This is a genomic window from Streptomyces sp. NPDC048461, assembly GCF_055587105.1.
The window spans coordinates 404,392-423,057 of record NZ_JBVJGW010000002.1; the positions used below are offsets into that span (position 1 = coordinate 404,392).

At 74.2% G+C, this 18,666-nt stretch carries 17 protein-coding genes; 8 read left to right on the forward strand and 9 right to left on the reverse strand.

Features of this window, described 5'->3' with window-relative positions:
• Nucleotides 1-67: 67 nt before the first annotated feature.
• Nucleotides 68-2,020: a GmrSD restriction endonuclease domain-containing protein gene (locus ACZ6S8_RS04675; RefSeq protein WP_469452445.1), complete on the forward strand. Its 1,953-nt coding sequence runs from the start codon at nucleotides 68-70 to the stop codon at nucleotides 2,018-2,020.
• A gap of 103 nt (nucleotides 2,021-2,123) precedes the next feature.
• On the opposite strand, the gene aceB is transcribed toward ACZ6S8_RS04675, so the two are convergent.
• The 3 genes from aceB to ACZ6S8_RS04690 form a co-directional block, all read right to left on the reverse strand.
• Nucleotides 2,124-3,743: a malate synthase A gene (aceB, locus tag ACZ6S8_RS04680; RefSeq protein ID WP_469452447.1), complete on the reverse strand. Its 1,620-nt coding sequence runs from the start codon at nucleotides 3,741-3,743 to the stop codon at nucleotides 2,124-2,126.
• A 252-nt stretch (nucleotides 3,744-3,995) separates the two neighbouring features.
• A complete protein-coding gene (locus tag ACZ6S8_RS04685; RefSeq protein ID WP_469452449.1) occupies nucleotides 3,996-4,637 on the reverse strand; it encodes a nucleotidyltransferase family protein in 642 nt (213 codons plus the stop codon).
• Nucleotides 4,574-4,828 carry a hypothetical protein gene (locus tag ACZ6S8_RS04690; protein ID WP_469452451.1) on the reverse strand — a complete coding sequence of 85 codons (255 nt, stop codon included), beginning with the start codon at nucleotides 4,826-4,828 and terminating at the stop codon, nucleotides 4,574-4,576. Before ACZ6S8_RS04690 ends, ACZ6S8_RS04685 begins: the two co-directional genes overlap by 64 nt.
• An 88-nt stretch (nucleotides 4,829-4,916) precedes the next feature.
• Between ACZ6S8_RS04690 and yczR the strand changes: the two genes are divergently transcribed.
• Nucleotides 4,917-6,404 (forward strand): MocR-like transcription factor YczR, encoded by a 1,488-nt coding sequence (yczR, locus tag ACZ6S8_RS04695; RefSeq protein WP_469452453.1) that lies wholly within the window; start codon nucleotides 4,917-4,919, stop codon nucleotides 6,402-6,404.
• Nucleotides 6,405-6,475: 71 nt separating this feature from the next.
• On the opposite strand, the gene ACZ6S8_RS04700 is transcribed toward yczR, so the two are convergent.
• From ACZ6S8_RS04700 to ACZ6S8_RS04710, 3 genes are all read right to left on the reverse strand, one after another.
• The gene (locus tag ACZ6S8_RS04700) at nucleotides 6,476-6,937 is read right to left on the reverse strand and encodes a hypothetical protein (RefSeq protein WP_469452455.1); all 462 of its coding nucleotides are present in this window, start codon (nucleotides 6,935-6,937) and stop codon (nucleotides 6,476-6,478) included.
• Between the two features lie 146 nt (nucleotides 6,938-7,083).
• Entirely contained in the window at nucleotides 7,084-7,713 is a 630-nt protein-coding gene (locus ACZ6S8_RS04705; protein ID WP_469452456.1) for a response regulator, read from the reverse strand.
• On the reverse strand, nucleotides 7,710-9,050 hold the full coding sequence (locus ACZ6S8_RS04710; protein ID WP_469452458.1) for a sensor histidine kinase: 1,341 nt from the start codon (nucleotides 9,048-9,050) through the stop codon (nucleotides 7,710-7,712). Before ACZ6S8_RS04710 ends, ACZ6S8_RS04705 begins: the two co-directional genes overlap by 4 nt.
• Nucleotides 9,051-9,184: 134 nt before the next feature.
• Here ACZ6S8_RS04710 and ACZ6S8_RS04715 point away from each other — a divergent pair, with 134 nt between their 5' ends.
• On the forward strand, nucleotides 9,185-10,270 hold the full coding sequence (locus ACZ6S8_RS04715; RefSeq protein WP_469452460.1) for an ABC transporter permease: 1,086 nt from the start codon (nucleotides 9,185-9,187) through the stop codon (nucleotides 10,268-10,270).
• Entirely contained in the window at nucleotides 10,267-10,959 is a 693-nt protein-coding gene (locus ACZ6S8_RS04720; protein WP_469452462.1) for an ABC transporter ATP-binding protein, read from the forward strand. The genes ACZ6S8_RS04715 and ACZ6S8_RS04720 overlap by 4 nt, the downstream gene beginning before the upstream one ends.
• Before the next feature lie 139 nt (nucleotides 10,960-11,098).
• On the opposite strand, the gene ACZ6S8_RS04725 is transcribed toward ACZ6S8_RS04720, so the two are convergent.
• Nucleotides 11,099-11,905, reverse strand: coding sequence for an IclR family transcriptional regulator (locus ACZ6S8_RS04725; RefSeq protein WP_469452465.1), 807 nt, complete (start codon nucleotides 11,903-11,905; stop codon nucleotides 11,099-11,101).
• Nucleotides 11,906-12,241: 336 nt separating this feature from the next.
• Between ACZ6S8_RS04725 and allB the strand changes: the two genes are divergently transcribed.
• Both allB and alc read left to right on the forward strand, forming a co-directional pair.
• Nucleotides 12,242-13,576, forward strand: a complete 1,335-nt coding sequence (allB, locus tag ACZ6S8_RS04730) for an allantoinase AllB (RefSeq protein WP_469452783.1) — start codon at nucleotides 12,242-12,244, stop codon at nucleotides 13,574-13,576.
• Between the two features lie 2 nt (nucleotides 13,577-13,578).
• The gene (gene alc / locus ACZ6S8_RS04735) at nucleotides 13,579-14,691 is read left to right on the forward strand and encodes an allantoicase (RefSeq protein WP_469452467.1); all 1,113 of its coding nucleotides are present in this window, start codon (nucleotides 13,579-13,581) and stop codon (nucleotides 14,689-14,691) included.
• 154 nt (nucleotides 14,692-14,845) lie between these two features.
• On the opposite strand, the gene ACZ6S8_RS04740 is transcribed toward alc, so the two are convergent.
• Nucleotides 14,846-15,577 carry an SDR family NAD(P)-dependent oxidoreductase gene (locus tag ACZ6S8_RS04740; RefSeq protein WP_469452469.1) on the reverse strand — a complete coding sequence of 244 codons (732 nt, stop codon included), beginning with the start codon at nucleotides 15,575-15,577 and terminating at the stop codon, nucleotides 14,846-14,848.
• A 208-nt stretch (nucleotides 15,578-15,785) separates the two neighbouring features.
• Between ACZ6S8_RS04740 and ACZ6S8_RS04745 the strand changes: the two genes are divergently transcribed.
• On the forward strand, nucleotides 15,786-16,403 hold the full coding sequence (locus ACZ6S8_RS04745; protein ID WP_469452471.1) for a dihydrofolate reductase family protein: 618 nt from the start codon (nucleotides 15,786-15,788) through the stop codon (nucleotides 16,401-16,403).
• A gap of 216 nt (nucleotides 16,404-16,619) precedes the next feature.
• Nucleotides 16,620-17,558 carry a DMT family transporter gene (locus tag ACZ6S8_RS04750; RefSeq protein ID WP_469452472.1) on the forward strand — a complete coding sequence of 313 codons (939 nt, stop codon included), beginning with the start codon at nucleotides 16,620-16,622 and terminating at the stop codon, nucleotides 17,556-17,558.
• Between the two features lie 79 nt (nucleotides 17,559-17,637).
• On the opposite strand, the gene ACZ6S8_RS04755 is transcribed toward ACZ6S8_RS04750, so the two are convergent.
• Nucleotides 17,638-18,642, reverse strand: coding sequence for a Gfo/Idh/MocA family protein (locus tag ACZ6S8_RS04755; RefSeq protein ID WP_469452474.1), 1,005 nt, complete (start codon nucleotides 18,640-18,642; stop codon nucleotides 17,638-17,640).
• Nucleotides 18,643-18,666 lie beyond the last annotated feature (24 nt).

Here is an 18,666-nt window from a genome sequence, read left to right on the forward strand (position 1 = left end):
CTTTGCCGGGTTCGTTCGATCATGGACTGACTGGTGGTGGGTTCCGCCAGGTGCGGGAGGCGGGGCTGTGCAGATTTCCCAGGTGCTGGACAAAGTGGAATCGGGCGACATCGCCCTTCCCGAATTCCAGCGCGGTTACGTGTGGACCCGGGACCAGGTGCGGGGGTTCTTCCAGTCGCTCTACCGCGACTATCCCATCGGAGGCCTGCTGACCTGGCACACGAAGGCCGAGACGGCCGACACCCGGGGCGGTTCGCCGGGCAAGGACGGCACGATCCAGCTCCTCCTCGACGGCCAGCAGCGGATCACCACCCTGTACGCCGTGACGCGCGGCGCGCCCCCGAGGTTCTTCGAGGGGAAGGCGGACACCCTGGCCGGTCTCCACTTCCACCTGGACACCGAGGCCTTCGAGTTCTACGCGCCGAGCAAGATGAAGGACAACCCGCTCTGGGTGGACGTGACCCGGCTCTTCAGGGAGGGGCCCGGCCGGCTGTTCGGGATCGTCCAGGCGACGGGCGCGGACCACGGCGCCCAGGAGCTGCACTTCGCCCGCCTCAGCCGGATCCTCCAGATCAAGGACCGCGTCGTGCACATCGACGAGGTCACCGGCGCGGACAAGACGGTGGACGTCGTCGTCGAGATCTTCAACCGGGTCAACTCGGGCGGCACCAAGCTCTCCAAGGGCGACCTGGCCCTCGCCGCGATCTGCGCGGCCTGGCCCGACGCCCGCCCCACGATGAACGGCGCCCTGGCCGACTGGTCCGCGGCGGGGTTCGACTTCAAGCTGGACTGGCTGTTGCGCAACGTCAACGCCGTCGTCCTCGGCGAGGCGCAGTTCTCCAAGCTGGCCGACGTGACGGTGGACGAGTTCAGGACCGGGCTCGTGAGCACCATCGACGCCGTCTCCCACCTGCTCGACGCCCTCGGTGGCCGGCTCGGCCTCGACCACGGGCGCGTCCTCAGCGGTCGCTTCGCCTTCCCCGTCATGGCCAGGCTGCTCGACGGCAACGCCGGGGCCTTCCCGGACGCCATGACCCGCGACCGCCTCTTCTACTGGTACGTGCACGGCTTCCTGTGGGGCCGCCACACCGGCGCCACCGAAACCGCCCTCAACCAGGACCTGAAGGCCCTGGACGCCGGCGGCGTGGACCACCTCGTCTCGGTTCTGCGGCGCAGCCGCGGAAGCCTCCACATCCGCCCCGACGACGTCACGGGGTCGAGCATGGGCGCGCGGTTCTACCCGCTGCTGTACATGCTGACCCGGGTCCACGGCGCCCAGGACTTCCTGAGCGGGGTGCCGCTCCGGGACAACATGCTGGGCCGTCTGAGCTCGCTCCAGGTGCACCACATCTTCCCCAAGGCGCGCCTGTACAAGTACGGCTACTCGCGCGACCAGGTCAACGCGGTGGCGAACTTCTGCTTCCTGACCCAGGGGAGCAACCTGCGGATCGGGGCGAAGGACGCCGCGGAGTACCTGGGCGAGATCGAGGACCGGATGCCCGGAGCGCTGGCCTCGCAGTGGATCCCGACGGACCGCGAGCTGTGGCGGACCGAGAACTACCCCGCCTTCCTCGACGCGCGGCGGGTGCTGCTGGCCGACGCCGCCAACCGGTTCCTCGACGCCCTCCACGACGGTCCCTCGCCCATGGGCCTGGGACCGTGGAAGCACGGCGTCGCGGCGTCCCCTCCGGCCGCGTTCGACCCCGGCCCCGGCCCCGGCCCCGACGTCGACGAGGTGCCCGGTCTCTCCCGCCTGCTGGCGGCCGTCAGGACGGCGGGCCTGGCGGAGCCCGAGCTCGACGCCGAGGTCACCGACCCGCGCACCGGCGCGCCGATCACCGTGGCCGCCGCCTACTGGCCGCTGGGGTTGCACGGCGAGGTCGGCACTCCGGTCGCGCTCGTCGTGGACCCGACCCTCGCGGTGCAGGCCGGGCTGGAGGCCCACGGCCTGCGCGTGTTCCACACCGCCGACGCCCTGCGCGGCTTCCTCGCCAACTCGCTGTCGGAGTACGCCGTGTGACCCGGCGCAGCCGCCGCGGACACGGCTCCGCCCCCGTGCCGGGAGGCGACGGGGGCGGAGCCGACCGGGTTCGGCCGCTGTGCGTTCAGCCGAAACCGGTGGCTCAGCCGACCAGCTGGTCGTAAGCGGGGAGGGTGAGGAAGTCCGCGTAGTCCGCGTCCAGCGAGACCTGCAGGAGCAGGTCGTGGGCCTGCTGCCACTTGCCCGTGGTGAAGGCCTCCTCGCCGACCTCGGCGCGGATGGCGGCCAGTTCGGCGGTCGCGATCTCGCGGGTCAGCTCCGCGGTGGCGGTCTTGCCGTTCTCGAAGACGACGCCGGCGTTGATCCACTGCCAGATCTGCGAGCGCGAGATCTCCGCGGTGGCGGCGTCCTCCATCAGGCCGAAGATGCCGACGGCGCCCAGGCCGCGCAGCCAGGCCTCGATGTAGCGGATGCCGACCTGGACGGCGTTGCGCAGGCCGTCGTACGTGGGCCGGGCGTCCAGGGAGTCGATCGCGATCAGCTCGCCCGGGGCCACCGAGACGTCCTCGCGCAGGCGGTCCTTCTGGTTCGGCTTGTCGCCGAGCACCGCGTCGAAGGAGGCCATGGCGATCGGGACCAGGTCGGGGTGGGCGACCCAGGAGCCGTCGAAGCCGTCTCCCGCCTCGCGGTCCTTGTCTGCCTTGACCTTGTCGAACGCGAGCTTGTTGGCCTCGGCGTCCTTGCGGGACGGGATGAAGGCCGCCATGCCGCCGATGGCGTGGGCGCCGCGCTTGTGGCAGGTGCGCACGAGCAGTTCGGTGTACGCCCGCATGAACGGTGCCGTCATCGTCACCGCGTTGCGGTCCGGCAGGACGAACTTCTCGCCGCCGTCACGGAAGTTCTTCACGATGGAGAAGAGGTAGTCCCAGCGGCCCGCGTTCAGGCCGGCCGCGTGGTCGCGCAGCTCGTAGAGGATCTCCTCCATCTCGTACGCGGCGGTGATCGTCTCGATGAGGACGGTGGCGCGGACGGTGCCCTGCGGGATGCCCACGTAGTCCTGCGCGAAGACGAAGATCTCGTTCCAGAGGCGCGCCTCCAGGTGCGACTCCGTCTTCGGCAGGTAGAAGTACGGGCCCTTGCCGAGGTCGATCAGGCGCTGCGCGTTGTGGAAGAAGTACAGGCCGAAGTCGACGAGCGAGCCCGACGCGGCGGCGCCCTCGAACTGCAGGTGGCGCTCCTGGAGGTGCCAGCCGCGCGGACGCATCACGACGGTCGCGAGCTGGTCGGCGGACTTCAGGGCGTACGCCTTGCCGGTGCGCGGGTCCGTGAAGTCGATGCGGCGCTCGTAGGCGTCGATCAGGTTGAGCTGGCCGAGGACGACGTTCTCCCAGGTGGGGGCGGAGGCGTCCTCGAAGTCGGCGAGCCAGACCTTGGCGCCCGAGTTCAGGGCGTTGATGGTCATCTTGCGGTCCGTCGGGCCGGTGATCTCCACACGGCGGTCGTTCAGCGCGGCCGCGGCCGGGGCCACCTTCCAGTCACCCTCGCGGACCTGTGCGGTGTCGGCGAGGAAGTCGAGGGTGGAGGTCCGGGCGATCTCGGCGCGGCGCTCGCCGCGCAGGGCGAGGAGCTCGGCGCGGCGGGGGGCGAACCGCCGGTGGAGCTCGGCCACGAAGGCGAGGGCCGCTTCGGTGAGGACCTCGTCCTGCCGGGGCAGGGGCTCGGCGTCGACGATGGCCAGCGGAGACGGCGCTGGTGCGGACATAACTGTCACTCCTTCAGCGGCGGTGCCTGGCGGCCGCGGGGGAATGCTCGCGCGAGACGGCACGCAGTGCCGTCGGGTGTGGAGAGTTCCGGAGTACGGTCGCGGGCGCCGTATGTGGGTTCAGGGCGCTTCTGACCAGTGGATAGTAATTTCCTCATGGTGGAAGTTCAATGGTTTGTTGACGTCGAGATTCTCTGAGTCGACAGATTCCGCTTCCCCGTGGCCCTCAGTGCCATCGCCGTCACACCCTGCTCAGAGGAGACGTGCCAGGTCGGGGGGCGTGTCGATGTCGAAGGCCTCCGCGATGTCCGCGCACTCCACCAGAACGAGATCGTCCGCGTGTTCCGCCAGATGCACCCGCGCGCCCTGGTCACCCGTCGCCGTCGCCGCGATGTCCGCCCACCGGTCCGCGCCGAACAGCACGGGATGGCCGCGCTCGCCCTCGTACGCCGCCGCCGCCAGGCTCTCGGGGGAGCGGTAGGCCGCCAGGACCCGCGCCACGGCCCCCGCCCCGATGCCCGGCTGGTCCACCAGGGACACCAGGGCCGCGGCGGCCCCGGTGCCGGCCAGGGAGGCGAGCCCGACGCGGAGCGAGGAGCCCATGCCCCGCTCCCAGTCCGGGTTGTCCACGAGTACGCAGCCGGTCAGGTCCGCGCGCTCGCGGACCTCGGCCGCCGAGGCGCCGAGGACCACGTGCACCGGGCCGCAGCCCGCCTCGCGCAGCACCCGCACGGCGTTCTCGACCAGTGGGCGGCCGCGGTAGGGGAGCAGGGCCTTGGGCCGGCCGCCGAGCCGGCGCCCGCCCCCGGCCGCGAGCAACAGCCCCGCGATCACGGGCGAGCCGGGTCCGGACGGGGCGCGGGGCGGGATGCGGGGCGAGGCGTGGGATGACATGGCACCGATTCTCGCTCCTGCGCCGGGGCGATCCGCCGGGCCGGGGAGCCGTCGGGCCCGGTCCGCGTCCGCGCCACGGGCCGGGCCAGGGCGCGGCGTACGGCCGCCAGCGCGGCCCCGATGCGCAGCGGCTCGGAGATCCGGTTCTCATCGGCGGTCAGCAGGGCGCGCTCGTCACGGTCGGTCAGCATTTCGGCTTCTCCTTGCCAATCGGGGGCCAATAAGGCGAGTCTGGTCCTCTATTGGCCTGGTCGGCAGAGCCAATCGGGGGAGGTTGGCATGGGATATGACCGAGTGGTCCACACCGCGGACAGAACGATCGGCAGCCGCCAGCTGGCGGCGCTGCTGCCGGCCGAGGTCCGCGCGCGCCCCGGCTACCGCTCCCTGGCCGACGCCCTGCGCACCCTCGTCCTCGACGGCCGCGTCGCCCTGCACGTACGGCTGCCCGCCGAGCGCGAGCTCGCCGAGGCGGTCGGCGCCAGCCGGGCCACCGTCACCGGCGCCTACGACCTCCTGCGCGAGAGCGGCTACGTCCGCAGCCGGCGCGGATCCGGAACCTGGACCGAGCTCCCCGAGGGGCACGCCCCGGTCGGCGCCCACGCCCTCCTCGGACCGGGCGGCCACGGCGGCGACGACGACCCCGGGATCGACCTGGCCATCGCCGCCATGGGAGCCCCGGAGGGCGCCCTCACCGACGCGCTGGCCTGGGCCGGTCCCCGGCTCCCGGCCGTGGCCCGCACCCCCGGCTACCACCCGTTCGGCCTGCCCGACCTGCGGACGGCGGTCGCCGAGCGGTTCACCCGGCGCGGCCTGCCCACCCGGCCCGAACAGATCCTGGTCACCGCCGGGGCGCAACAGGCCTTCTCGCTGGTCGTCGGCCTGCTCTGCGGGCCGGGGGACCGGGTCCTGACCGAGAGCCCGACGTACGCCAACGCCCTCGACGCCCTGCGCCACGCGCGGCTGCGGACCGGGTCCATCGCCGTCTCGGACGCGGGCTGGGACATGGAGATCGCCGAGTCCACCCTGCGCCAGACCGTGCCGCGGCTGGCCTACACGATCCCCGACTTCCAGAACCCGACGGGCGCCCTGATGCCCCCGGAGCAGCGGCTGCGGCTGCTCGCGGCCACCCGGGCCACCGGGACGTGGCTGGTGGTGGACGAGACCATCGCCGACATCGCGCTGGACGTTCCCGCCCCCGCACCGTTCGCCTCGCTCGCCCCGCGGGGCGGCGCCGACCACGTGATCACCATCGGCTCGCTCAGCAAGACCCACTGGGGCGGTCTCCGGGCGGGCTGGATCCGGGCCACCGCCCGGATGGTCACCGAGCTGACCGCCCTCAAGGTCGCGGCCGACATGACCGGTTCCGTCCTCGACCAGCTCGTCGCGCTCCCGCTGATCGCCGGCCTCGACCGGTCCCTGCCGGCCCGCCTGGCGCAGCTGCGGATCCAGCGCGAGGCGCTGGTGCAGTCGCTCCAGCGGCACACCCCGGAGTGGTCCTGGCAGCTGCCGCCCGGAGGCCTCTCGCTCTGGGTCGACCTCGGCGAACCGGTCAGTTCGGCCCTCGCCGAGCGGGCCGCGGCGGCCGGGGTCCACATCGGCCGGGGCGCCCGCTTCGGCGTGGACCCGGGCACCTTCGAGCACCGGCTGCGCATCCCGTACACGCTCCCGGCCGACCGTCTGGACGAGGGCGTGCGCCGCCTCGCGAGCGCGTTCCACGACGGGGTCCCGCTCCCCCCGGCGGTGGACCGCCCGCACTGGGTGGCATGACCGCCCCAGGCGGCTCAGCGGCCCCCGGACGACCCCGCCCGGGCCCGCCCGCCCCGGCCGCCGCCCCGGTCCTACGGCCGTCCGCGGAAGTACGCGTTCGCCGCCGGACGGAACATCAGCGCCACCGCCGTCAGGACGGCGGCCAGGTGGACCGTCCGGCTGGCACCGAACACCAGGTCCAGCGCGTCCGCCCCCGACAGGGCTGCCCGGAGCGATCCGCCGTCGAGGAGGTACCCGAGCGGCTCCACGACCAGCGAGGCGGTGCCGAGGACCCCGAGGCCGACGGCCAGGGCGATCCGGGCCCAGCGGGCGCCCGAGCGCATCCGGAAGGCGGTCAGGACCGCCAGGGTGAAGACCGTCAGGCGTACGGCCAGCCCGACGCCCGCCCCGTCCCCCGGATCGCGGGCGATCATGAGCGCGGTCTCGAAGGCGCCGGCCGCGACCGCCGTGAGCCACAGGGCCCAGGCCGTACGGACCTCGGCGGGCGGCGGCGGCGCGCCCGTCACGGCGGCGCGGGGGGCGGATCTGTGCACGGCGTACATCGCGGGCTCGCTCTCCGTAGGGGACTTCCGCCCCCGATGCTCCCGCCGCGCGGCGTCCCGCACCCGCCTGCGGCCCGGTGTCCGCGCCCTGGTGCTGGCCCCCCTCCCGCGGATCCGCCGGGTCCGGGCGCGCCGGTCTACGGGGTGCGGATCAGCCGGCGGCTGCCCGCCGCCGCCACCGCCGAGGTGCGGGAGTCCACGCCGAGCTTGGCGTAGATGTGGACCAGGTGGGACTTGACGGTGGCCTGGCTGAGGAAGAGCTTCTTGGAGATCTGCTGGTTCGACAGGCCGTCCGCGACCAGCTGCAGCACCTCCAGCTCCCGCTTCGTCAGCGCCTCCGCCGGCGTCCGCATCCGGTCCATCAGGCGCAGCGCCACCGCCGGCGCCAGCGCGGACTGGCCCGCGGCGGCCGTGCGCACCGCCGCCGCCAGCTCCTCCGGCGGGGCGTCCTTGAGCAGGTAGCCCGAAGCCCCCGCCTCCACCGCCGCCAGGATGTCGGCGTCCGTGTCGTACGTGGTCAGCACCAGTACCCGGGGCGCCCCCGGGCGGGCCGTGATCAGGGCGGTGGCGGCGGAGCCGTGCATGCCGGGGCCGAACTGGAGGTCCATCAGGACCACGTCGACCGGGGTGTCCGCCGCCAGTTCCACCGCCCGCTCGGCGGTGGCCGCCTCGGCGACGACGGCGAAGCCCGGCTCGGTGTCCAGCACCGCGCGCAGCCCGGCCCGCACCACCGGGTGGTCGTCGGCCAGCAGCAGCCGGATCGTCATCGCAGGACCTCCGCGGGCAGGGGCAGGGTGACGGCCACGGCGGTGCCCTGGCCCGGACCGGACTCCACGGTGAACAGCCCGCCCAGCGTCTGCGCCCGCGAGCGCATCGCCGGCAGCCCGAAGCCGCCGTCGCCGCAGGCCGCGGCCGACGAGGGGTCGAAGCCCCGCCCGTCGTCCACCACGTCCAGCGTGACCGAGGTGTCCATGAAGGTCAGGGTGATCTCGGCGCGGCCGGCGCGGGCGTGCCGGACGACGTTGGCCAGCGCCGACTGGGCGATCCGCAGCAGGGCCACCTCGTACGGGGTCGGCAGCACGCGCGGGGCGCCGCTCAGGGAGAACCGCACCCGGGGCCCCGGAGCCCCCGCGCACAGCCGCTCCAGGGCGGCCGCGAGGGACCCGTGCTCCAGGTCCGGCGGGGTGAGGGCCCGTACGAAACTGCGCGCCTCCGCCAGGTTCTCCTGGGCCGCCTCGCGGGCCCGGGCGATGTGCGCCAGCGCCGCGGCGTGCGCCGCGTCGGCGGCGCACGCGGGTTCGGCGGCGTCCGCGCGGTCCGCCGCGCCGCGGGCCTGCGGCAGGGCCGGCGCGGTTCCGGGGGCGCCCGCCGAGGCGGTCGCCGCCGGCCCGGCCGTGCCGCTCGCGGCCGCCGTCCCGGTGCGCCCCTCCGCGAGGGCCCGCTCGGCCGCCCGCAGCAGCAGCTGGATCGAGGAGAGCCCCTGCGCGAGGGTGTCGTGGATCTCCCGCGCCAGGCGCTCCCGCTCGGCCAGGATCCCGGCGCCCCGCTCGGCCGCGGCGAGCTCGGCCCGGGTCGTGATGAGCTCCTCGATCAGCTCGCGGCGCCGCTCGCTCTCGCGGTACAGCGCCTGGTAGCCCAGTACGGTCGCCACCGCCACGGCCCCGCCCAGCAGCGGTCCGAGGAACGCCCCGGGGGTGGCGGCGCTGCTGTGCGCCAGGAACCCGCCGATCGCGGCGCAGGCGGTCGCCGCGACCGCCGCCACGCCCCAGCGCAGCCGCAGCAGGTGCAGTTCCAGGAAGTACAGCGGGAAGGCGATCCACAGCCCGTCGGGCGAGACCGCGAGCAGCGCCGCCCAGGCCGCGCCCAGCCCGGCCAGCCAGAGGGCCCCGGCCCGGGGGGAGCGGTGCACCACGGGCGCCCGCACGCCGGCCGCGTACACGGCGGCGAGCAGCGCGCACCCGGCGAGCACCCAGCCGGCCCGGGGCGCGGAGTCGGCGAGGGCGCGGCCGGCGGCCAGCGCGAGCAGCCCGAGGAGCAGCGCGTGCAGGCACAGCCGCAGGACGCGGGAGACGGGGGTCAGGGGGCGGGATTGAGGAGCAGGCATGGCCCGACCAGCGTAAGCGGGCGACCGGGTGCCCCGGTCAACCGAAAGATTGATGTCTCGGCGGTCCCTTCGATACGAGGATCACTACTGTGGCGCGATGCCTTGTGTCCACGCGGAACACCAAGGTGGGGGACATGTTCGTCGCATGGAGAGATCTACGGTTCGCCAAGGGCCGGTTCGCCCTCATGGGCTCGGTGGTCCTGCTGATCACGCTGCTGGTCGGCCTGCTGTCCGGGCTCACCTCCGGCCTGGCCCGGGAGAACATCTCGGCCGTCACGGGGCTGCCCGCCTCCCACCTGTCCTTCGCCGCGCCCCCCGGCGGCCAGAAGGTCTCGTTCACCAACTCCCAGATACCGGAGAAGGCCTGGCTGGCCTGGCGTGCGCGCCCCGGGGTGAAGTCGGCCGAACCGGTCGGCATCCGCACCACCAACGCCGTCTCGGGTGAGCGCACCGCCGCCGTCTCCGTGTTCGGCGTCGAGCCGGGCGGCCGGCTCGCCCCCCGGGGCTCCGGCCTCACCCAGGGGCAGGTGGTGCTGACGCAGAAGGCCGCGAAGGAGCTCGGCGGCCTCGCCGCCGGGGGGAGGCTCAGGATCGGCCAGCTCGAACTGACCGTCGCGGCCGTCTCCGGCACCGCGGCCTTCAGCCACACCCCGGTCGTCTGGATGGACCTGAACGACTGGCAGCGCGTCGGCAACCCGGGCACCTCCCTCGACACGCTCGCCACCGTCATCGCCCTGGACGCGCCCGGCGCCGTCACCGCCGCCGCCGACGCGGCGGCCGGGACCCGGACGCAGGGCGTCGACGACGCGCTGGGCGCCATCGGCTCGTACAGCTCGGAGAACGGCTCGCTCCAGCTGATGCGCGGCTTCCTCTTCGCCATCTCCGCCCTCGTCATAGGCGCCTTCTTCACCGTGTGGACGATCCAGCGCAGCGGTGACATCGCCGTGCTGAAGGCACTCGGTGCCTCGACGCCCTACCTCCTCAAGGACGCCCTCGGTCAGGCCGTGGTCATGCTCGTGGCCGGCACGGGGCTCGGCACGGCCCTCGCCGCCGGCCTCGGTGCGCTGATCAGCGGCGGTGACGTGCCCTTCGTGCTCGACGCGGCCACCGTGCTGGTCCCCGCCGCGATCATGATCGCGCTCGGCGCCCTGGGCGCCGCCCTGTCCATCCGGCGGATCACCGCCGTAGACCCGCTGACCGCCCTCGGGAGCGTCCGATGACCCTGCTCGTGCACGACGTCACGCTCACCTACCCCGACGGCGACGGGCGGCTCACCGCCCTGGACGCGGTCACCCTGGACGTGCCGGCCGGCACGCTGACGGCCGTCATAGGCCCCTCGGGCTCTGGCAAGTCCAGCCTGCTGGCGGTTGCCGCCACGCTGGTCACCCCGGAGGCGGGCCGGGTGGTCGTCGCGGGCCGTGACACCGCGCGGCTGAGCGCCGCCGAGAAGTCCGCGCTGCGCCGCGAGGAGATCGGCATCGTCTTCCAGCAGCCCAACCTGCTGGCCTCGCTCACCGCCGCCGAACAGCTCCAGGTGATGACCCACCTGTCGGGCCGGCCCGCCGCCCGGACGCGCCGCCGGGCCCTGGAGCTGCTCGACGCGGTGGGCCTGGCCGACAAGGCCGGCAAGCGGCCCCACCAGCTGTCCGGAGGCCAGCGCCAGCGCGTCAACATCGCCCGGGCCCTGATGAACGAGCCCTCGGTGCTGCTGGTCGACGAGCCGACCAGCGCCCTGGACCACGAGCGCGGTGCGGCCGTGCTCGACCTGCTCGTGAACCTCACCCGGGAGCGCTCCACCGCGACCGTGCTGGTCACCCACGACCACGCCCACCTGGACCGGATGGACCGTACGGCCACGATGGCCGACGGCCGCCTCGCGCAGAGCCCGGCCCCGACCGCGGCCCGCTGAACCGGCGTACGGGCGCGCCGGCGCACGGGGCGTACGGGCGCAGGGCCGTACGGGCGCCGGACCTGCCGACGCCGGGCGCACGGAAAGGCCCCGGCCCCCATCGGAGGGGGCCGGGGCCTTTCCGTACGCCGTACGGAGGTCAGGCGGGCGGGTTCTGCGTGGACAGGGCCACCGACAGCTCGGCGGCGATGCCCTGCAGGATCGGCACGATCGACTCGGTCAGCGCCTCGGTCACCCGGCCGGCCGGGCCGGAGATGGAGATCGCGGCGGCGGTCGGCGAGTTCGGCACCGAGACCGCCAGGCAGCGGACTCCTATCTCCTGCTCGTTGTCGTCGACCGCGTAGCCCACCTTGCGGACCTGCTCCAGCGCCTCCAGGAAGCCCTCGGGCGTGGTGATGGTCTTCTCGGTCGCGGCCGGCATCCCGGTGCGGGCCAGCAGGGCGCGGACCTCGTCGGCGGGGGTGTAGGCGAGGAGGGCCTTGCCCACGCCGGTGGAGTGCGGCAGCACGCGGCGGCCCACCTCGGTGAACATGCGCATGGAGTGCTTGGACGGCACCTGGGCGACGTAGACGATCTCGTCGCCGTCGAGCAGCGCCATGTTCGCGGTCTCGCCGGTCTCCTCGACCAGGCGGGCGAGGTAGGGCCGCGCCCAGGTCCCCAGCAGCCGCGACGCGGACTCGCCGAGGCGGATCAGGCGGGGGCCGAGCGAGTACCGCCGGTTGGGCTGCTGGCGGACGTAACCGCACGCCACCAGGGTGCGCATCAGCCGGTGGATGGTGGGCAGGGGCAGACCGCTGGCGGCGGAGAGCTCGCTGAGGCCGACCTCGCCCCCGGCGTCGGCCATGCGTTCGAGCAGATCGAAGGCGCGCTCAAGGGACTGGACGCCACCGCTGGCGGCGGCGGGCTTCGCGGAAGCGTCGGTGGTGCTGGCGCTGGACGTCGGCACGGGCGCGGTCCTTTCGGTGCTGGCAGGCAAGCAAGCAGCCTACCGGTCGGTCGGCGTCGGCCCTAGGCCAGGGGAGCCGCCTTCCCCGCCGGTCAGAGGCGGTTTGTCCTGGTGGCGGACGTCCTCGGGACGTTACCGGCCCGCTCCCGGTGGTGGTAGCTACATTCTGTATCGCGAAATCTTAATTCCATCCTGTGGAAACATCCAATTGCGGTCCTGGTGGGTCAGTGGTCCGTCCGGGCGCTCTTGACTGGTCAGGGATCGCCGTGAAGACTCCGTCAACAGAACGTTGAATTTCGCTCTGTGGAAGTAGATGGGGAGGTTCCGGTGTCCGACGTGGCTGTGGAACTGGTACTGCGCTCGACGCGCGTCATCACCCCCGAGGGGACGCGCGCCGCCTCGGTGGCCGTCGCCGGCGGGAAGATCACGGCGGTGCTCGCACACGACGCCGAGGTACCGGCCGGAGCCCGGCTGGAGGACTTCGGCGACGACGTCCTGCTTCCCGGCCTGGTCGACACCCACGTCCACGTGAACGACCCCGGCCGCACCGAGTGGGAGGGCTTCTGGACGGCCACCCGCGCCGCCGCTGCCGGCGGCATCACCACGATCCTCGACATGCCGCTCAACTCCCTGCCGCCCACCACCACGGTGGACAACCTCCGCGTCAAGCAGGAGGTGGCCCGCGCCAAGGCGCACGTGGACGTCGGCTTCTGGGGCGGCGCCCTGCCGTCGAACGTCAAGGACCTGCGCCCGCTGCACGACGCGGGGGTCTACGGCTTCAAGTGCTTCCTGTCGCCCTCCGGCGTCGAGGAGTTCCCCGAGCTCGACCAGGAGCAGCTGGCCACCTCCCTCGCCGAGATCACCGGCTTCGGCGGCCTGCTGATCGTGCACGCCGAGGACCCGCACCACCTGGAGTCGGCCCCGCAGAACCCGGGCCCGAAGTACGCGGACTTCCTCGCCTCCCGCCCCCGGGACGCCGAGAACACCGCGATCCAGAACCTGATCGACCAGGCCAAGCGGCTGAACGCCCGCGTCCACGTGCTGCACCTGTCGTCCAGCGACGCGCTGCCGCTGATCGCCGCGGCCAAGGCCGAGGGCGTCCGGATCACCGTCGAGTCCTGCCCGCACTTCCTCACCCTGACGGCCGAGGAAGTCCCCGACGGCGCAACCGAGTTCAAGTGCTGCCCGCCCATCCGCGAGGCCGCCAACCAGGACCTCCTGTGGGACGCGCTCGCCGACGGCACCATCGACTGCATCGTCTCCGACCACTCGCCCTCCACCGCGGACCTGAAGACCGGCGACTTCGCCACCGCGTGGGGCGGCATCTCCTCCCTCCAGCTGGGCCTCCCGGCGATCTGGACCGAGGCGCGCGGCCGCGGCCGCTCCCTGGAGGACGTCGTGCGCTGGATGTCCGCCGCCCCGGCCGCCCTCGCCGGCCTGGCACAGAAGGGCGCGATCGAAGCCGGCCGCGACGCCGACTTCGCCGTCCTGGCACCCGAAGAGACCTTCACCGTGGATCCCGCGGAACTGCACCACCGCAACCGGATCACGGCGTACGCGGGCAAGACCCTGCACGGCGTCGTGAAGTCGACCTGGCTGCGCGGCACGCGGATCGCGGACCACGGCACCCCGACCGAGCCCACGGGCCTCCTCCTCGAAAGGCAGAACTGACAGTGGCGATTCCTACTTTCACCGGCAACGCGAACCCGTACGGAGGCGGCGACCCGTACGCGGACTACCGCACCGCGGACTTCCCGTTCACCCAGTACGCGAACCTCGCCGCCCGTGAGCTGGGCGCCGGTGTCATCGAGGCCAACGACGAGTTCTTCGCCCAGCGCGAGAACCTGCTGATCTCCGAGGCCGCGCACTTCGACCCCGAGGACTTCGGCCACAAGGGCAAGGTCATGGACGGCTGGGAGACCCGCCGCCGCCGCGGCGTCTCCGCCACCCAGCCCTGGCCCACCGCCGAGGACCACGACTGGGCGCTCGTCCGCCTCGGCGCCCCCGGCGTCATCCGCGGCATCATCGTCGACACCGCCCACTTCCGCGGCAACATGCCGCAGGCCGTATCGGTCCAGGGCGCCTCGGTCGCGGGCTCCCCGACCGCACAGGAGCTCCTCTCCGACGACGTGAAGTGGACGACCCTCGTCGAGCGCACCCCGGTCGGCGGCCACGCGGCCAACGGCTTCGAGGTGAACGTCGAGCAGCGCTTCACGCACCTGCGCGTCAACCAGCACCCCGACGGCGGCATCGCCCGCCTGCGCGTCCACGGCGAGGTCCGCACCGACCCGAAGTGGCTCGCCGCGCTGGGCACGTTCGACGTCGTCGCGCTGGAGAACGGCGGCTCCGTCGAGGACGCGTCCAACCGCTTCTACTCGCCGCCCACCAACACCATCAACCCGGGCCGCTCCCGCAAGATGGACGACGGCTGGGAGACCGCCCGCCGCCGCGACAACGGCAACGACTGGATCCGCTACCAGCTCGCCGCCGAGTCCGAGATCCGCGCCGTCGAGATCGACACCGCGTACCTCAAGGGCAACTCGGCCGGCTGGGCCTCGCTGTCCGTCAAGACCGGCGAGGACGGCGAGTGGGCCGAGTTCCTGCCGCGCACCCGCCTGCAGCCCGACACCAACCACCGCTTCGTGCTGGACGCCCCGGCGGTCGGCACGCACGTCCGGATCGACATCTTCCCGGACGGCGGCTTCTCCCGGCTGCGCCTGTACGGCTCGCTGACGGAGGGTGGCGCCGCCGCGCACGCCGCGCGCCACCAGGAGCTGGGGGGCTGACGCCTCCCGCCCCGCGACCGCCCCGGGGGCCGACACCCCCGGGGCGCACACGGCCCGGAGGGGCGCACCGCCCGGCGGTGCGCCCCTCCGGCGCGTCGGCGCGTCGGCGCGTCGGCGCGTCGGAGGGGCGCGGGCCGGCGAGCCGCGGGCCGGGCTACGCCGCGTGCCCGCCGTCGACCGAGAACTCGGCGCCCGTGACGTACGCGGCGTCCGGTCCCGCCAGGAACGACACCACGGCCGCCACCTCCCGGGGGGTGCCGAAGCGGCCGAGGGCCGTCAGCGCGGCCTGCGAAGCGGCGTACGGCCCGTCCGCCGGGTTCATGTCCGTGTCCACCGGACCCGGGTGGACGATGTTCGCGGTGATCCCGCGCCCGCCCAGCTCCCGGGCCAGCGCCTTGGTCAGCCCGGTCAGCGCCGACTTGCTCATCGTGTAGAGGGTGCCGCCCGGTCCGGGCACCCGCTGGGCCATGCAGCTGCCGATGGTGAGGATCCGGCCGCCCTCGCCGAGCCTCGGGGCCGCGGCCCGCGTGGTCAGGTAGACGCCCCGGACGTTGACCGCCAGGACCTGGTCCACGTCGGCCTCCGTCAGCTGCTCCAGGGGGCCGAGCACGCCGACCCCCGCGTTGTTGACGAGCACGTCGAGCCGGCCGAGCTCCCGTACGGTCCGCTCCACCGCCGCGGCGGGCGCCTGCGGGTCGCCCGCGTCGGACCGGACCGCCAGCCCGCGGCGGCCGGTCGCCTCGATCCCCTTCAGCACCGCGGCCGCGTGCTCCTCGTCCGCCCGGTAGGTGAAGGCGACGTCCGCGCCGTCCTCGGCGAGCCGCAGCGCCGTCGCGGCGCCTATGCCCCGGCTGCCGCCCGTCACCAGTGCCACTTTGCCGTTCACGGTGTTCTCCCTCGGTCGCCCTCAAGTGGTTGCGTCTTCAATGAAATGGCAGCCGGGGTGCGGGCGCTGGCGGGAATCGGACGTCGCGTTCACGCGCGCCGTAGCGATCGGATCCGGGATCGCGGGAAGGCTGAACGGAGCGGGGGCCGCCGATAGGCGGTCGGCCACCGAGAAGCCACCAGCACCACCGAGCCGGGAGCGCAGAGCCATGGGCAAGCTGACCCTCACCACCTTCCTGACCCTCGACGGGGTGATGCAGGCCCCGGGCGGGCCGGACGAGGACCGCAGCGGCGGCTTCGACTACGGCGGCTGGGTCGTGCCGTTCGCCGACGAGGGCCTGGGGGAGTTCATGGCCGAGGTCTTCGACCGGGCCGGCGCCTTCCTGCTCGGGCGCCGGACGTACGAGATCTTCGCGGGCTACTGGCCGCAGCAGACCGACCCCGCGGACCCGATCGCCGGCCCCCTCAACGGCCTGCCGAAATACGTGGCCTCCACCACCCTGAAGGAACCGGCCTGGGCCGGGACCACGGTCATCGACGGGGAACACCTGCAGAGCGAGGTCGTTCGGGCGAAGGACGCGACCGAGGGGGAACTCCAGGTGCACGGCAGCGGCGCGCTGGCCCAGTGGCTGCTGGCCCGCGACCTCGTCGAGGAGCTGAACCTGCTCGTCTTCCCGGTGTTCCTCGGCTCCGGCCGCCGGCTGTTCCCGACGGGCGGCCTCCCCACGGCCTGCGAGGTCACCCACTCCCGCGTCACCCCCGGCGGTACGGCCATCCACACGTACCGCCCCACGGGCCGCGCGGCCTTCGGCACGATGGGGGAGTGACCTGAGGCGGCCGGGGGCGGCCGCGCCCCGCCCGCCGCGCCCCGCCCGCCGCGCCCCGCGGCCGCCCTCCCGGGCCGCACCGCCCCCGGCCACACCCCCCGCCCCCGCGGCCGGCCCGCAAACCGGTCGCCCGCCACCACCGGCTCCGGTAGCGTGGCCGCGCACCCGTGCGAGCCGCCGAAGTCTCCACCCGCCCCTTGCCGTTGGAGACAGCCCGTGACCGTGGCCCCGCCCGCCCCCACCCCGGCACCCGCCGCCGTCGCACCGGACGCCCCGCACCGCACGCGCTGGACCGCGGACCTGCCCGTCCTGGCCGTGGCCGTCGTGTGGGGCGGCAGCTACCTCGCCGCCAAGGGGATCACCACCGCGCACACCGTGATCGCCGTACTGGTGCTCCGCTTCGCGCTCGTGCTGCCCGTCCTGGTCCTCGCCGGCCGGCGGCGGCTGCGGGCGCTGACCCCCGCCCAGTGGCGAGGGGCCGGGCTGCTGGGCCTCGTGCTGGGCGGGATCTTCCTGCTGGAGACGTACGGGGTCGTCCACACCTCCGCCACCAACGCCGGGCTGATCATCAGCCTCACCATGATCTTCACCCCGCTCGCGGAGGCCGCCGTGCGCCGCGTCCGCCCGTCGGCCGCCTTCCTCGGCGCCGCCGCCGTCTCCGTGACCGGCGTCGTGCTGCTGACCCAGGGCGCCGGCTTCACCGGGCCGGGCCTCGGCGACCTGCTGATCCTGGGCGCCGCCCTCGCCCGGACCCTGCACGTGCTGCTGATGGCCCGGATCAAGGCCGTCCAGGACGCCGACTCGCTCTCCCTGACCACCGTCCAGCTGGGCGGCGCGGTCCTCGTCTTCGCCCTGCTCGCCGCGCTCCCCGGCACCGGGGCCACCCCCTGGGCGGCCGCCGCCGACTTCGGGGCCGCCGAGTGGGCGGGCCTGGTGTTCCTCTCCGTCTTCTGCACCCTCTTCGCGTTCTTCGTGCAGATGTGGGCCGTACGCCGCACCTCCCCGTCCCGCGTCAGCCTGCTGCTCGGCACCGAGCCCCTGTGGGCGGCCGCGGCCGGCATCGCCATCGGGGGCGAGCACCTCGGCCCGCTCGGGTTCGCCGGCGTCGCCCTCGTCCTGGCCGGGACCGCCTGGGGGCGTCGCGCGGCCGGGTGAACGTTGGCCGGATCATGACCCGCCGCCGGCGTGCGGCGCCCGTACGCTGGCGGGCATGCCGCCGCCGGGAGCCACCCGATCACAGGTCCGGGAGCTCCTCCAGCCGGACCCGGCGCCGCTCGCGGCGCGACACCTCGCACGCCTCCGCCACCCGCAGCGCGGCCAGCGCCTCGCGGCCGTCGCACGGATTGGGCCCCTCGCCGCGGTCCAGCCGGACGAAGGCGGCCAGCTCCTCCTCGTACGCCGGGCCGAACCGCTCCAGGAACCCGGTCCACGGCTTGCTCGCCGCGGGCGGCCCGTGCGGTTCGGTCGACGCGATCGGCGTCCGGTCGTCCAGCCCGACGGAGACCTGGTCCCGCTCCCCGGCCAGCTCCATCCGCACGTCGTACCCGGCGCCGTTGCACCGGGTGCCGGTCGCCGCCACGAGCGTCCCGTCGTCCAGCGTGAGCACCGCCGCCGCCGTGTCGACGTCACCCGTCTCGCGGAACCGGGCCGGGCCGGCGTCGGAGCCCGCCGCGTACACCTCGGTCACCTCCCGCCCGGTCACCCAGCGGACCATGTCGAAGTCGTGCACCAGGCAGTCCCGGTACAGCCCGCCGGAGGTCGCCAGGTACGCGGCCTCCGGCGGCTCCGCGTCGGCCGTGGTCGTCCGTACGGTGTGCAGCCGCCCCAGGGCGCCCGAGCGGACCAGGTCCCGGGCCGTGCGGTAGCCCGCGTCGAAGCGGCGCATGAAACCCGTCTGGAGCACCCCGCCGAGCGCGGTCACCTCGCGCACCACCGCCAGGCTGCGGGCCAGGTCGGGGGCGACCGGCTTCTCGCAGAACACCGGCAGGCCGCCCCGTACGGCCCGTACGACCAGCTCCGCGTGGCCCTCGGTGGCGCAGGCCACCACCACCGCGTCGACGCCCCAGGTGAAGACCTGCTCGACCGAGGGCGCGGCGGTGGCCCCGAGCCGGTCGGCGAGGCGCGCCGCCCGCGCGGGATCGGCGTCGGCGAGCAGGAGCGAGCCCGCGTCCGGGCGGCGGGCCAGTGCCGCCGCGTGGAACGAGCCGATCCGGCCCGTCCCGATGAGCCCGATGCGCATGCACTCAACCTGACCCCGTACGGG